The sequence below is a fragment of the Chlamydia pneumoniae TW-183 genome (assembly GCF_000007205.1).
Classification (GTDB): domain Bacteria; phylum Chlamydiota; class Chlamydiia; order Chlamydiales; family Chlamydiaceae; genus Chlamydia; species Chlamydia pneumoniae.
The window spans coordinates 497,956-513,673 of record NC_005043.1 but is presented as its reverse complement, the minus strand read 5'-3'; the positions used below and the strand labels follow the sequence as shown (position 1 = coordinate 513,673).

The window sequence follows — 15,718 nt, the reverse complement described above, 5'->3', positions numbered from 1 at the left end:
CCCTGTCGTTAAATAAGGTTTAAAATCGTAATTTGCTTCCTATATCTAGAGTATATTGACGGGAGGTTCTGCGAATATCACATCCACAGTGCCCGAAGATCTCTAGAACATCATTTACTGAAGTATGGCTGGATGCTTGTACTAGCAAAGTACTTCTGGTTAGATTATTCCCTATAGAGGTCCACGTAGCTCCATTAATAGGTAATGTCGTATCGCAATCAGGATTGTGACGATAGACATCAGGAGCATAGGCTACGATTATAGTGTAAAAATCTGGTCGATTATGAGAATTTTTACCAAAGCGGACGCCTACGGGAACTGCAACGTTGAGTAGATGACCGTGTCCAAAAATCCTCCCCTCAGGGGTATTTTCTTGGATGCCCCCATGAGTCGCGTAAGCAACTTCAGCTTTTACAAAGGGAATGATCTGCTTGAGGTTTAAGATGCGAGAAGAGAGAGTGATGGGAAGGTTCCCTTCGAGTTCTCCTAACCAGCAATTGTTACTCCAAGAGCAGCGCCCTTTAGGCAATTTTGTATATGAAGTCTTTACTTTCTCATTGCTACGGCTATAGGTAACTCGAGAAGTGCCTCCTGAGAAGAATCTCGATGATCCAAACAGAGACTTGGTGATGTTAGAGTATACTGTAGCGAAATAAACGTTAGAATGACCGTGACCTACGAGGTAATCCTTAGATTTTGTAAACAGCTGTCCAAAACCTAGACTTAACGCAGCATCTGGAGTGATGCGTGTGTAGGTATTGATGAGGTAGCCTCCACCCATATGGCGGTAGCTGCGTGCATCACCGGTATGATTCGCATGGAAGAAATTTGTAATTCCTGTGATGCTCAGTTGCTTCCCAGGGACATCTTCGCCATCAGCTGCTGACGCTTGACTTACAGCTCGTAAATCTATGACGTTTGCCCATAGGCTATTAGGAATGAGGGGAGCAAGACGCTCCGGATGAGGAAGATAACCGGTTTTTTTCCAATTTCCTGTGACCGTATGGGTTGTCGTGTCTATGGTAAACTCCCAAGTTCCTTGATACCCATAGGGAGATTGCTGATAGCCGTTTGTGCCGAGACTGAAGTCCGTAGTGGTTACAGTATTTGAAGTCGCTTTGAGTTCTAAAATCGGAACTTGCTGTAAATCTTTATTAAACATCCCGTGGTTGTCACAGCAATCTTGAGAGTTTTTCACAAGTCCTAAAGTTCCGGATATAGTGAGAGCTCCATTGGTACTCTGCACATTAACGACAGCCGCTTTAGTGCCATCCAAAGAATCCAGATTGATTACAAGCTTGTTTAAGGTGATAGCACCGTCAGTATTATTAGCTCCATTTGTAGTTGCTAATGTGGTCCCTGCATCCATGATGACGACGGACTTTTCATCTTGCGTGAAGTTATGAACATTTAAGGTAGCACCGTTTCTTAAAGCGAGAGTACCGCCTTCAAGTTCTAGCTTTTGGTTTAATGTAGATGTAGCATTTGCAGGGGTTGCTGCTTCGGTAGCAGTGAGGGTTTCTCCTGAAAAGACAATAGTCCCTGAATACGCACCATCTGCACTGGCTTTGGGATTGACGACCACAGTAGCGGCTGCGGATGCAGCAGATAAATCATCAGATGTAATCGGATCATAGAAGTATAGGGTATAGCCTTGCGTAGCTCCTAGAGTGGCAAACTTGGCATCTTTTCCGAAGTGAATACTATTGCGAGTAGGTGTCCCACTAGTGATGCTGAGGTTCTTGTTAAAGAGGATATCACCTTGATTTGCGGATAGAGAGAGCTCCCCAGATTCGGGAATAGCAATAGCGCCTCCTTTTCCAGCTGTATTTCCAAGAAATATTGTAGATTTATTAGAATCTATAGAGATCTTTTTGCCATAGAGGGCTCCTCCTTGTTCGGAGGCAATGTTTTCTAGGAATGTAACGCTGTTTTCTCCAGATATAGTCAGGCTAACACCTGTTGGTGGGGGGGTAGCTGGAGGAGTACAGAAGATGGCGCCTCCATATCCTAACAAAGGAGTGACTGCTGGTGGTGTAGGTGGAGGTGTAGGTGCAGGTAAGGAGTTTTGTGGAGATGCTGTATTGTTTTGGAAAGTCAGGTCGCTGTTATTAGAAAATGTGACATTTCCGTTAGCATAGATAGCGCCTCCTGAGCGCGAGCTATTATTAACGAACAAGACTCCTGAGAGGTTCCCAGAGGTGAGCATAGATCCTCCGGTAAGGTAAATAGCCCCACCATAGATCCCTGTAGCATTCGTTGAGAAAATCACAGGAGCGCTATTGTTGATGAGGTTGATCGCTGCAGATCCCGTGAGGGCCCCTCCATTAGAGATGGATCCATTACCATTAAAGAGAAGGCTCTTTTTCGTATTTTCTATTGTGATGCTTGTGCCTCGAATGGCAGCTCCAAATCCTGCAGAACGGTTGTATTGGAATAGTATGGAGTCATTGTTTGTAAAGAGCATGGGCGTTGTAGCGTAAATCGCCGATGCGTGAGGTATGACATTACTCGCTGAGGTATCTGAAGTCAAAGATTCACAGTTATCGAAGATCATCTGACTAAATCCTGAAAAACTCAAGGGACATAGTTCAGGATTTTGGGTGATTACACTACTAATCGCGGCTCCGTCAGCTGAAGAACGGATATTTAAGAAGGAGAAAACCCCACCTTTTCCTAAGATTTGTAGTGCTCCCGCCCTATTGCTAAAGCAACTGGAAGAGGTTCTGGATATGGCATTATCAAGATTCGCAATGTAGAGATCCCCTGAAAAAATACAGAGTGTCCCTCTAGGATCAGAAAGTGTTGTGTAAGGAAAAATCTTCCCACTCGATCCATCAAAGTTCTCGGAAGGCATGATAACTTCTACAGTAAACGCTGTTGAAGCAAAACATGGCGCCAGTGTGGTAGAAATTAAGAACTTACGAATAGACGTTTTCATTTGCACGTAGAGATGAAACCAGATTATCCTACAAATAAGGGAAAGGCTGTAAAAAAACAAGTACAATAAGACACAGTTTTAATCTCTTAATTTTGACAGCTTTAAGATTACAGGATATTTTAAAGGGCATTTTCCCATTTCTTACATTGCTTTCTTAGAAGAATACTTGATAGAAAATGGCGATTCTATTTTTGAAAAATCTCAAGAAATTCTCCCAAACGAAGATGTTTTAGAGAACCTGTAAAGTAGAAAATGGCGCTACGCCCGAGACTCGTGAACATGTGTGCATAGAGGGACCTATCTCTGAATACAGATAGGTCCCAAAATCTTCTTAAAGGGGATTCCCTTAATTATAGTGTAGACTTAGAGATTATGGCGTAGAAGTGATCTCAGGATTCCAAGTGAGGAAAACAGTTTTCTTAGTTGGTGTGATCCTTCTGTCTTTATCCAGAGAAGGGGGGTACTCTTCCCAGCTTAGGGACCAGAAACCTCGAACGGCGTCATTCTCTGTTGTGACTTGGGTTCTCTCCAAAGTGGTCTCCCCTAGGAGAAGACTGTCAAAAGAAGGCCCTAGAAGTTCAAGAAGAGGAATCGTAAAGGCTTCCTTAAATTGAGGAAAGTCATAGACGGACCAATAAGCCTCAAAGGCAACTTTAAGTTTTTCTAATGAGACAAGAGCATCCTTGTCCTCGGCGCGAATCCTTACAGGAACAAAGTTGTCGGTATCTTCAATCAGGATGTGCAGATTCTGAACCCGAGCATCTCCTGAGCAGAGCAGAGTGGTTCCTGGAGACATAGTAAGCGTAGAGCTTGCTTCCTGCTTAAAAGAATGCAGTTGCAAGGTAACCCCATCCGATAGAGAGAGAGTTCCTCCTGCTAATGTGACATCTTGTAGGATTGTGGAAGTAAGATTTTCCGCACAAACTTCATGATCATCCAGGCATAGTCCTGAGAAGCTAATTGTTCCTTCATAAGTTTCCTTTCCTTCAGGAGCATTGATTACAAGATCTGTAATTTTATGCGACTCGCTATGGCTTATAGGATCATAGAAATAAACTCCGGATTCTGAAACAGCACGTAGGTTCTTAAACTGTGCTCCAGATTGCAGATGGATGGAGTTGTGTATTGTATTTCCGTCTTGTGATGCTGTATTTCCTTTGAAGATGAGATCTCCGCTTTTCACGGATATAGAGATCGATCCTCCAGGAGCAATGGCAATGGCTCCTCCATTACTATTCACGTCATGATAAGCATGATTATTTTCAAAACACGAAGGTCCTCGAGTCGTGAGTGTGAGATTGTGGGTAGATATGGCGCCGCCATAACCTTGGCTCACATTGTCTCTAAACACCAGGTAGCGGTTCCCGCTGAGATTTACTGAAGGACGACTCGCCTTAGAACCTAAAAGGTAGGGAGTATAAATCGCAGCTCCACTCCACGAAGAGTAGTTCCCACAGAAAGTCACTTCCTCACTATTTTCGATCATCACGGAACCAAGACTATAAATCGCTCCTTGTCCTTGAGGTAGTAGAGGTGCTGAGGTGAACGCTAAGTAAGAAAAATTAGAGAGAGTGAGAGTGGTGTCTCCAACGCGGTTCGAAATGGCAGCGCCAAAACCCTCGGTCATAAGGTTGTGAAAAGTGAAGTTGCAACGGTTGCCCATGAAAAAAAGATTCCCAGATCGATTTATAAAAACCCCAGCATCTTCTTGATCATGCTTAACGTTGGAAATCCTCACGTCATCTAGAAAGATGTAAGAAGTTCCTTCTGGATAACAGGTAATTTTAGGTTCTAAGCTTTTATTATTGATAGCACCGTTATAACCATCACTTTCATGAAGATATACAACTTGTGCTGCTGCAGGGAGAGCGAGGAATAAAGCCGAGCAGGTAAGAAAATTTCGAAGTATGGTCATGGTTTCCTCGTTAAATCAATAAGGTTGAAGCAACTTTAATAAACAAGAAAAAAAGAAGTCAATAAGAATAGATTATTGTCTATTAATTATTTAACTGTTTTTAAAATAAAATTATAACTAGAAATTATTAAAAGAAATCTTTTTTGAAGAGGGACAAATGTTATTTTTTACAGTTTGCAAGGAAAGCATTCCCTATAGCAAATATTTCCCTAAAAGTATGAGAAAACTCCCTAGAAGAACTAGGGAGTTTTAGCAATCTAGAATCGGAGTTTGGTACCAACATCTACATTGTAGTTCCTTGAAGATCCACGGAGTTCCATAGCGTAATGTCCGAAGAGCTCACAATTGGAGTTGTAGACGTAGTTGTTGCTACCCCTCAGTAAAAATGCCTGTCTTGAAAGATTGCCACCGCGAATTTTCCAAGAGTCTGGGCTCATCACAAGAGTCGCTGTAGATTGGGGATTGTTACGATAGACATCGGAAACAAAGAATCCTGAGAGATCATAGGTGTAGGAATCTCCGATATCCCCCTGCACGAATTTCGCACCCACAGGAATCGAGAGGTTAAGCAGCCTTCCAATACTAAAACCACGGCCATCACTAGAGCTTTCGAAGAAGCTATTTTGTGATACATAAACCATTTCGACTTTCATCTGTGGAATGAAGGTCTTGAAAAGAGGATGTGGGTTGGAAAGAACAAAAGGAAGGTCTAGGCCGATACCACCAGCTATACACTCGTTGCTCCAAGAACCTTCGGATTCTGGCAATGAGGTATAGTGCGTTTCCATACGGTTGTCTGAATGGCTGAACGAAACTTGGACATCCAAGGCTAGGGGAATTTCCCTAGGGAATTTTTCTATAGCTGATTCAGAAAACTTTGCTCTTCCTAATCTCAAATAGTTTTGGGGTTGTAGGGTATGAGAGTGCTTGAAGAATAAAGTTCCACCGTAGGTTCTAGAGTTGTTGTGAGCGATAAAACAATCTTTGTCTCTAGCAAAGAGATGGCAGAACGCAAAGGTAAATAGGTCGTCTTTAGGAGTGTGAGCACTTCCACCGATGACGTAGCCTCCAGAGGTATGACGGAAGCCTTTGCGATTTTCATCTCCAGTCTTATGCAGGAAGTTCGTCATGGAGGAAACCCAGAAACCTTGTTTGTGTTCCATACCAGTTGCGCCGATCTCTACAAGCTGTTGCAGAGAGCGAATGTCAGTAAAGACTCCCCATAGGGTATTGCATACTAACGCAGATTTTCTTTCGGGGCTGGGAACAAATCCTGTTTTGGTCCAAGTTGCCGTGGCCTCTTTTGTATTTGTAGCTGTATCCGTAGTCCAATTAACATTCCATTGTCCTTGGAATCCGTATTCTGAATTAGGATCCTCAGCAGGAACAGGGATAAGGCTGCTGATGTCAACGTTAGTATCAACATCAGCATCAACCGTGATTTTTAATAGAGAGAAGAGCTGGTCATGGCTGAACATATGACTTTCATAAATGTTCCCTTCAATATCAATCAGGTTGAGCTTCCCAGATACGATCACTTTATTTGAAGCACCTTTTGCTGTTAGGCTGACGGGCTGCTTAAGACCTAAGGAGTCAACATTGATTCCTAGGTTCGTGATTGTAATACTCCCAGCTGTAGTTGATAATGTCGTTCCTGAATCCATGCCGAGGAGAGAACCGGCCTCTTGAGAGAAGCTCGTGCTCTCTAAAGTGACTCCCTTTTGTAGCAATAACTTTCCTCCGGATAGGGAGACTGGCTGCGTGAATGAAGATTTTAAATTGTCAGCAACTTTAAGTTCATCTGCTGTTAGGGTTTCTCCAGAAAATAGAATCGTTCCTTGATATGGATTGAGAGCTCCCGCAGAGCCGTTATTTATCTTCAATACGTCTGATGAGGTTCCTTCTGAAGTGATGGGATCATAGAAGAAAATTGTATGATTTTTAGCAGCCCGTAATTCCGTGAACTTCCCGTTACTTCCTATGTTGATCGCATTACGTTTAGGAGTATCGGTACTTCCGGTTGTTGTAAGGGTATTTCTTACAAAGGTAATGTTTCCTGTCTCTGCAGAAAGACTGAGCTCTCCTGAGGCATCGATGCTGATAGCACCCCCCTTAGGAGTTGCTGATGAGACATTATTTCGTAGAAACTCTGTAAAGCCTCCAGAGGAAAGGGCTAGCTTTTTAGCATGGATGGCGCCACCGCTTGTTTCTGCTACGTTTGAAGCAAAGATCAGAGTCTTATTGTTAGAGATTATCAGTTCAGGAGATCCACTCGCCTTGGTGTTGCAGATCGCACCGCCAGTAGTTTTCGCTGCATTCCCTTCAAAATATAGAAATTTGTTGTTCGATAGTATCGACGTGCCTTCATCATCGATAGCGCCTCCTGACGTAGACGCTATGTTAGATAGGAATCTAACATAACCTGTGTTATTTGCTATGCGAGCGCCTGCTGTAGTAGCAATTGCTCCTCCCTTTGTTGATGAAGAGTTGTTACTAAAAAGAGCATCTCCAGAAGTGCCAGTTAAAAGGAAAGACGCTCCTTTGATAGCTCCACCATCTGCAGTAGAAAAATTCCCAGCAACTACAAGTTTACGAATATTTTCTAAATTTACGCCTCCTGCTGAGGAAAGCGTTCCCTGACCTGTAGTAACCGTTGTGCTAGGAGAGGAATCAAAACTCAGTAAGGAAAACCCTGAGAAGGTAAGATTCTTATTTGCTGTTGTAGATGCAGCAGCACCTGCATGAGTGCCAGCATCTATAAAGCCAAACGTTAAGCTATGACCGTTCCCCAAGAAGGTAAGATTGTCCGTGGTTTGCTTAAAACAACTGTCAGATAAGGGAGTGCCTTTTCCAGGCTCGTAAAAGAAGACATCTCCTGTTAGAGAATATGTTGTGGCTGAAGTTTTTGGAGTAAACGTTCCTGAATCGATATTTCCATTAAAGCTATCATCAGGTGATAAAAGTTCCTCGTTAGCTAGTGACTGTAGGTGACATGAGAAAGCTAACACGGAGGAAACTAAAACCCAAGGAATCGAAGTCTTCATGGTAATGCTTTTGTTTTTTAGAGAACTATTCGCATCAATATAGAAACAAAATAAGTAAATCAAGTTAAAGATGACAAAACAGCTGTCAAGAATTTTTATCTTGACTCTCTGAGTTTTCTATTTTATATGACGCAAGTAAGAATTTAATAATAAAGTGGGTTTATGAAATCGCAATTTTCCTGGTTAGTGCTCTCTTCGACATTGGCATGTTTTACTAGTTGTTCCACTGTTTTTGCTGCAACTGCTGAAAATATAGGCCCCTCTGATAGCTTTGACGGAAGTACTAACACAGGCACCTATACTCCTAAAAATACGACTACTGGAATAGACTATACTCTGACAGGAGATATAACTCTGCAAAACCTTGGGGATTCGGCAGCTTTAACGAAGGGTTGTTTTTCTGACACTACGGAATCTTTAAGCTTTGCCGGTAAGGGGTACTCACTTTCTTTTTTAAATATTAAGTCTAGTGCTGAAGGCGCAGCACTTTCTGTTACAACTGATAAAAATCTGTCGCTAACAGGATTTTCGAGTCTTACTTTCTTAGCGGCCCCATCATCGGTAATCACAACCCCCTCAGGAAAAGGTGCAGTTAAATGTGGAGGGGATCTTACATTTGATAACAATGGAACTATTTTATTTAAACAAGATTACTGTGAGGAAAATGGCGGAGCCATTTCTACCAAGAATCTTTCTTTGAAAAACAGCACGGGATCGATTTCTTTTGAAGGGAATAAATCGAGCGCAACAGGGAAAAAAGGTGGGGCTATTTGTGCTACTGGTACTGTAGATATTACAAATAATACGGCTCCTACCCTCTTCTCGAACAATATTGCTGAAGCTGCAGGTGGAGCTATAAATAGCACAGGAAACTGTACAATTACAGGGAATACGTCTCTTGTATTTTCTGAAAATAGTGTGACAGCGACCGCAGGAAATGGAGGAGCTCTTTCTGGAGATGCCGATGTTACCATATCTGGGAATCAGAGTGTAACTTTCTCAGGAAACCAAGCTGTAGCTAATGGCGGAGCCATTTATGCTAAGAAGCTTACACTGGCTTCCGGGGGGGGGGGTATCTCCTTTTCTAACAATATAGTCCAAGGTACCACTGCAGGTAATGGTGGAGCCATTTCTATACTGGCAGCTGGAGAGTGTAGTCTTTCAGCAGAAGCAGGGGACATTACCTTCAATGGGAATGCCATTGTTGCAACTACACCACAAACTACAAAAAGAAATTCTATTGACATAGGATCTACTGCAAAGATCACGAATTTACGTGCAATATCTGGGCATAGCATCTTTTTCTACGATCCGATTACTGCTAATACGGCTGCGGATTCTACAGATACTTTAAATCTCAATAAGGCTGATGCAGGTAATAGTACAGATTATAGTGGGTCGATTGTTTTTTCTGGTGAAAAGCTCTCTGAAGATGAAGCAAAAGTTGCAGACAACCTCACTTCTACGCTGAAGCAGCCTGTAACTCTAACTGCAGGAAATTTAGTACTTAAACGTGGTGTCACTCTCGATACGAAAGGCTTTACTCAGACCGCGGGTTCCTCTGTTATTATGGATGCGGGCACAACGTTAAAAGCAAGTACAGAGGAGGTCACTTTAACAGGTCTTTCCATTCCTGTAGACTCTTTAGGCGAGGGTAAGAAAGTTGTAATTGCTGCTTCTGCAGCAAGTAAAAATGTAGCCCTTAGTGGTCCGATTCTTCTTTTGGATAACCAAGGGAATGCTTATGAAAATCACGACTTAGGAAAAACTCAAGACTTTTCATTTGTGCAGCTCTCTGCTCTGGGTACTGCAACAACTACAGATGTTCCAGCGGTTCCTACAGTAGCAACTCCTACGCACTATGGGTATCAAGGTACTTGGGGAATGACTTGGGTTGATGATACCGCAAGCACTCCAAAGACTAAGACAGCGACATTAGCTTGGACCAATACAGGCTACCTTCCGAATCCTGAGCGTCAAGGACCTTTAGTTCCTAATAGCCTTTGGGGATCTTTTTCAGACATCCAAGCGATTCAAGGTGTCATAGAGAGAAGTGCTTTGACTCTTTGTTCAGATCGAGGCTTCTGGGCTGCGGGAGTCGCCAATTTCTTAGATAAAGATAAGAAAGGGGAAAAACGCAAATACCGTCATAAATCTGGTGGATATGCTATCGGAGGTGCAGCGCAAACTTGTTCTGAAAACTTAATTAGCTTTGCCTTTTGCCAACTCTTTGGTAGCGATAAAGATTTCTTAGTCGCTAAAAATCATACTGATACCTATGCAGGAGCCTTCTATATCCAACACATTACAGAATGTAGTGGGTTCATAGGTTGTCTCTTAGATAAACTTCCTGGCTCTTGGAGTCATAAACCCCTCGTTTTAGAAGGGCAGCTCGCTTATAGCCACGTCAGTAATGATCTGAAGACAAAGTATACTGCGTATCCTGAGGTGAAAGGTTCTTGGGGGAATAATGCTTTTAACATGATGTTGGGAGCTTCTTCTCATTCTTATCCTGAATACCTGCATTGTTTTGATACCTATGCTCCATACATCAAACTGAATCTGACCTATATACGTCAGGACAGCTTCTCGGAGAAAGGTACAGAAGGAAGATCTTTTGATGACAGCAACCTCTTCAATTTATCTTTGCCTATAGGGGTGAAGTTTGAGAAGTTCTCTGATTGTAATGACTTTTCTTATGATCTGACTTTATCCTATGTTCCTGATCTTATCCGCAATGATCCCAAATGCACTACAGCACTTGTAATCAGCGGAGCCTCTTGGGAAACTTATGCCAATAACTTAGCACGACAGGCCTTGCAAGTGCGTGCAGGCAGTCACTACGCCTTCTCTCCTATGTTTGAAGTGCTCGGCCAGTTTGTCTTTGAAGTTCGTGGATCCTCACGGATTTATAATGTAGATCTTGGGGGTAAGTTCCAATTCTAGGAGCGTCTCTCATGTCTCAGAAATTCTGAGAGAGATCGCATTTAGGATTTTCTTAAACACGACTCACCTTGTTTTTGAACCAGGAGAGATCGGGGATTAAAAAGGCAAGAGGGCAGAGTTCGTGAGGTCACGTACTCTGCCTTTCTTGTTACAAACACGTTTTAAAATTAAGGAAATTTTTTAATAGAAACCCGTTCTTTAAAATACGTTTCTTTAATTCTTATTGAATAAGATAATTCACTATTTTTAGATCCTAAATTTTAAGTGGTTTTTGTTATGCTTCTTATAGAGAATAGCTGCAAAGATTAGAGTTGCAGAGACGGTACGTCTCTTTCTTTTTTAAGGGAAGGGGTGTTGTTACACCCATCCTAAGATTTGTGAGATTCCCCTCAGGCAGTAACTTTTACAATCGTACTTTATGTTTTGATCTAGCTGTTTTCTTGTCTTTAATTTATTCAACCATCGAGAAGAGAGATCCATGAGTGGAAATGTATTTTATTAGGATCATCTCTAAGGATGGAAATGATGAGCCCATTCCAACAACCTGAGCAATGTCATTTTGATGTTGTGGGAAGTTTCTTACGTCCTGAAAGTCTTACACGAGCACGCTCTGATTTTGAAGAAGGAAGAATTGTCTATGAGCAGATGCGAGTTGTCGAAGATGCTGCTATTCGTAATCTCATAAAAAAGCAAACAGAAGCAGGTCTTATCTTTTTTACTGATGGGGAATTCCGTAGGTATAGTTGGGATTTCGACTTTATGTGGGGATTCCATGGCGTGGATCGTCGCAGGGACTCTAATGACCCTGAAATTGGAGTGTATCTTAAAGATAAAATCTCCGTATCAAAACATCCGTTTATAGAACATTTCGAGTTTGTCAAAACTTTTGAGAAGGGAAATGCAAAAGCAAAACAAACGATTCCTTCTCCATCACAATTTTTCCATGAGATGATTTTTGCTCCTAATCTGAAAAATACTCGGAAGTTTTATCCTACGAATCAAGAGCTAATTGATGATATTGTCTTTTATTATCGCCAAGTCATCCAAGATCTTTATGCTGCAGGTTGTCGTAATTTGCAGTTGGACGATTGTGCTTGGTGTCGCCTCTTGGATATACGAGCGCCTTCTTGGTATGGTGTTGATTCTCATGACAGGTTGCAGGAAATTTTAGAACAGTTTTTATGGATCCATAATTTAGTGATGAAGGATAGACCCGAGGATCTTTTTGTAAGTCTGCATGTCTGTCGTGGTGATTATCAGGCCGAGTTTTTCTCTAGACGAGCTTATGATTCTATAGAGGAGCCTTTATTTGCTAAGACCGATGTGGATAGTTATCACTATTATTGGGCTCTTGATGATAAGTATTCAGGAGGTGCTGAGCCTTTAGCTTACGTCTCTGGAGAGAAACACGTCTGCTTGGGATTGATCTCCAGCAACCATTCTTGTATTGAAGATCGAGATGCTGTGGTTTCTCGTATTTATGAAGCTGCGAGCTACATTCCCTTAGAGAGACTTTCTTTGAGCCCGCAATGTGGGTTTGCTTCTTGTGAGGGAGACCATAGAATGACTGAAGAAGAACAGTGGAAGAAGATCGCCTTTGTGAAAGAGATTGCTAAAGAGATCTGGGGATAAAGAATCCGGAGTTTTTATCGACTCTAAGAGTTTTCGGATCATAGAAAACATTTAAATATTCAAGAGTCTTTGGCTATTGGATCATAGACAGTCTTAGTATACTAAAAAGTCTTTGGATTCTAAGACGGGCAGAGTTCGTGAGATCACGTACTCTGCCCATTCTTTCTTGTGATCTAGCGACTTCTTTGAATCTTCGACCTCTTGTAATCTGGGATTTTTTCTAGTTCTTAGATTCCTCTGATCTTTCGACTTCTCCTCGTCTAAACAAGGCGCATTGTCTTTGAGAAGTCCCTAGATACACTCAGGATCTCTTAGAATTTCTAAGGGATCAGGAACGCTTTTAGAACTGGAACTTACCTCCAAGATCTGCATTGTAGCTGCGTGAAGATCCACGAATTTCCATAGATAGGTTACTTGTGACCTCAAGATTTGGAGAGAAGGCATAAAAGATCCCTGCTCTTCCGATACCAGCTTGTCTTGAGAGATTCGTTCCTGTAGTTTTCCACGAGGTATTGTTGATTAGGAGAGCTGTCGTGCAGTCAGGATTCTTACGATAGACATCGGCAACGTAGATGACAGTAGCTTCGTAAGACGCACGCTCGTTTCTCGAGAATCTCTCGAAGGTAATTCCAATAGGCACAGAGACGTTAATTAAATCACCGCTATCGAAAGATCGTACCAAGGTAGTATTACGTTCTTTGAAGCTATCTTGGTGTATGTACGAAGCTTCTACTTTGATGAAAGGAAAATACGCGTGGAAGAGACCCTCATGGCTTAAAGCAGTGTGTGGTAGGGAGCTCGCAAGTTCCAGAGCGCAACCGTCATTATACCACGAGCTCTCTCCCTTTGGTGCTTGGGTGTAATAGGTTTTCATAGTATTTTTACTATAGATATAGCTGATCTGAGCATCAAAGAGGACAGGCTGCTCACTTTCAGATCCAGGAAGGTAGCGTAACAAGCTTGGAGAAGACAAGGTCGCTAGATGCTGGAGATGGAGAGAAGCTGCATAGGCAGAAGCTCTATTTTTATTTATAAAGTGATCTCTATCTTTCCCGAATAATTGGCAGAAGGCTGCAGTGATAAGATTATCAGAAGCTAATGTTGTAGTCGCTCCTACAACATAACCTGCACTTATGTGGCGAAAACCTTTATTTATCTTCGTGCTATCTTTATGGAAGAAGTTCGAGATCCCTTCACACCAGATGCCGCGAGTTTCTTGAGATTGGCGTACTTTAGTGGCTACAAGCTGTTGTATGGAGCGCACATCAACAAAGGATCCCCATAGTGTGTTAGCAACTAAGGTTCCACGACGCTCAGGATTCGGATTGTATCCTGTTTTTGTCCAGGTAAGAGTCGCTGCTTTGGATTTAGTCGCAGTATCCTCTTGCCAAGATAATGCCCAATTCCCTTGGTATCCCCAATGGATAGGATTTTTTTCTAGGGGATCAGCAGCTAAGTCTGTGATGTGAATATTCGCGGGGTCGTCAGCAGTAAGAGTGAGACAAGAAAAGACTTGAGGGTTATTCCAAGAGACATCTTCGTAGACATTTCCAGAAGGATCTACAAGAGAGAGCGATCCAGATAAAGTGACTGTCTGACTTGCTTGTGTTGCTTTTAGCGTAGCCTTCTTGGTCTCTTTTAAGGAATCTACATTGAGAACAAGATTATTGATAGTGATCCCATCAGCGGTTTCTAATGTGGTCCCTGCATCCATGAGGAGGGTAGAGCCCGGAGATTGCGAAAAGGACTTAGCAACTAGAGTGACTCCTGATTTAAGAGAGAGTTGCCCTCCCGCAAGAGTTAGAGGTTGCTGAATTGTAGATTTGAGATTATCAGCTTCTGCAGCTTCTGCTTCCGAGAGCTTCTCTCCAGAAAATACGATGGTTCCTTGATATGCAGGATTCCCTGCAAGGTCAGGACCATTTAAGTTTAGAGCATCTGAGAGAGCTGCAGTGATGCTAGTTGTTATAGGATCATAGAAGTAGATAGTATTGCCTTGAGAGGCTCGCAGCTGTACAATCTTAGCATTGGTGTTTCCGATGTTAATAGAATTTCTGGTAGTGGTCTGACTCGAAGAAGCTCCTTTGACTACTGTGTTTCCTTCAAAAGTGATGTCTCCACCAAGAGCCGAAAGACTCAAAGATCCAGAGTCAGCAATCGCAATTGCTCCTCCTAAGGGAGCTGCAGTATCTATAGCAGAGTTGTTTTTAAAAAGCGTAGGTCCTCCAGAAGAAAGAACTAGATTGTCAGTATAAATCGCCCCACCACTAGTAATTGCTGTATTTCCTATAAAGTTCAGTTCCCCGTTGTCTGATAGAGTTAAGACTGGTTTGGGGGCTGATGTACTACTACAGTAAATGGCTCCCCCTGTAGCTGAGGTTGCGGTCACACTATTGTTTATAAAGCTAATTGCTTTGTTGCTGCTAATAAAACTGCTAGCTTCCGTGTAAATGGCTCCGCCATTGTTCGCCGCGGTATTTTCAGAAAATGATGCTGAGTTTAACGTATTGTTAATTGTAATCCCTCCCGTGGAATAGAGGGCACCCCCTTTTTGCGTTGCTTTGTTTTTGGCAAACGTTAGGTTGGGGTTTAGCGATAGACTGATAGAGCTGCCTTGGAGGGCGCCTCCATTGTCATTAGAAAAGTTTTGGCCAAAGTAGCAACTATAGTTCGACTGAATAGAACAAGCTCCTGTGGACTTGATGGCTCCTGTTCCTGTGGTAGCATTCGTGGTTTGTATTAGTGACAAATAGGAGAATCCTGAAAAGGAGAGAAGCTTATTTGCAGCTGTATTGGTAAAGGTACAGTTCGCTCCCGCATCGATATTTTGTAGGAGAAATTGGTAGCCGTGGCCTTGGAAAGAAAGATTCCCAGTAGTTTCTTTAAAGCAGGAAGCGGTTAGAGCTGTCGGAGATCCTGCATTGGTGATTGAGACATCCCCTGTTAGATTATAGATAGTTCCATCTGCATTTGTTGTTTGGGCTGGAGGAGTGTAGGTTCCTGGTCCAGAGAAGCTATTGGTAGGTCCTAGATTGATTTCAACAACAGCAGCAAACGCAGAGAAATTTAGTGACAAGGGAAGTGCTAAAGATGACGAGATTAAAAACCAATGAAGAGAGGATTTCATGTAGAGGGCTATAGGTGGTTTAACAAATTATTTCACCACATACTGCAATAAATTAAAGAAAGCAAGAGGAAAGGAGAGACTAGTAAGTTAAGAATCTACAGGGTTTTTATAAG

Annotated in this window: 6 protein-coding genes; 2 read left to right on the top strand and 4 right to left on the bottom strand. The window is 42.4% G+C overall.

The genetic code is table 11. The features are described from left to right. Nucleotides 1-19: 19 nt before the first annotated feature. The 3 genes from CPB_RS02305 to CPB_RS02295 form a co-directional block, all read right to left on the bottom strand. Entirely contained in the window at nt 20-2,941 is a 2,922-nt protein-coding gene (locus tag CPB_RS02305; RefSeq protein ID WP_010883094.1) for a polymorphic outer membrane protein middle domain-containing protein, read from the bottom strand. Between the two features lie 370 nt (nt 2,942-3,311). Further along, nucleotides 3,312-4,856, bottom strand: a complete 1,545-nt coding sequence (locus CPB_RS02300) for a polymorphic outer membrane protein middle domain-containing protein (protein ID WP_010883093.1) — start codon at nt 4,854-4,856, stop codon at nt 3,312-3,314. A 257-nt stretch (nt 4,857-5,113) separates the two neighbouring features. Further along, entirely contained in the window at nt 5,114-7,900 is a 2,787-nt protein-coding gene (locus CPB_RS02295; RefSeq protein ID WP_010883092.1) for a polymorphic outer membrane protein middle domain-containing protein, read from the bottom strand. Between the two features lie 162 nt (nt 7,901-8,062). Here CPB_RS02295 and CPB_RS02290 point away from each other — a divergent pair, with 162 nt between their 5' ends. Both CPB_RS02290 and CPB_RS02285 read left to right on the top strand, forming a co-directional pair. Next, the gene (locus CPB_RS02290) at nt 8,063-10,846 is read left to right on the top strand and encodes a polymorphic outer membrane protein middle domain-containing protein (protein ID WP_011126144.1); all 2,784 of its coding nucleotides are present in this window, start codon (nt 8,063-8,065) and stop codon (nt 10,844-10,846) included. A gap of 522 nt (nt 10,847-11,368) precedes the next feature. After that, complete coding sequence (locus CPB_RS02285) at nt 11,369-12,478, top strand: 5-methyltetrahydropteroyltriglutamate--homocysteine methyltransferase (protein WP_011126142.1); 1,110 nt, start codon at nt 11,369-11,371, stop codon at nt 12,476-12,478. A gap of 340 nt (nt 12,479-12,818) precedes the next feature. On the opposite strand, the gene CPB_RS02280 is transcribed toward CPB_RS02285, so the two are convergent. After that, entirely contained in the window at nt 12,819-15,605 is a 2,787-nt protein-coding gene (locus tag CPB_RS02280) for a polymorphic outer membrane protein middle domain-containing protein (RefSeq protein ID WP_010883090.1), read from the bottom strand. Nucleotides 15,606-15,718 lie beyond the last annotated feature (113 nt).

Excerpts from the sequence above, each read along its gene's own strand:
- CPB_RS02305 (WP_010883094.1), bottom strand. The coding sequence starts at position 2,941 with ATGAAAACGTCTATTCGTAAGTTCTTAATTTCTACCACACTGGCGCCA.
- CPB_RS02300 (WP_010883093.1), bottom strand. The coding sequence starts at position 4,856 with ATGACCATACTTCGAAATTTTCTTACCTGCTCGGCTTTATTCCTCGCT.
- CPB_RS02295 (WP_010883092.1), bottom strand. The coding sequence starts at position 7,900 with ATGAAGACTTCGATTCCTTGGGTTTTAGTTTCCTCCGTGTTAGCTTTC.
- CPB_RS02290 (WP_011126144.1), top strand. The coding sequence starts at position 8,063 with ATGAAATCGCAATTTTCCTGGTTAGTGCTCTCTTCGACATTGGCATGT.
- CPB_RS02285 (WP_011126142.1), top strand. The coding sequence starts at position 11,369 with ATGATGAGCCCATTCCAACAACCTGAGCAATGTCATTTTGATGTTGTG.
- CPB_RS02280 (WP_010883090.1), bottom strand. The coding sequence starts at position 15,605 with ATGAAATCCTCTCTTCATTGGTTTTTAATCTCGTCATCTTTAGCACTT.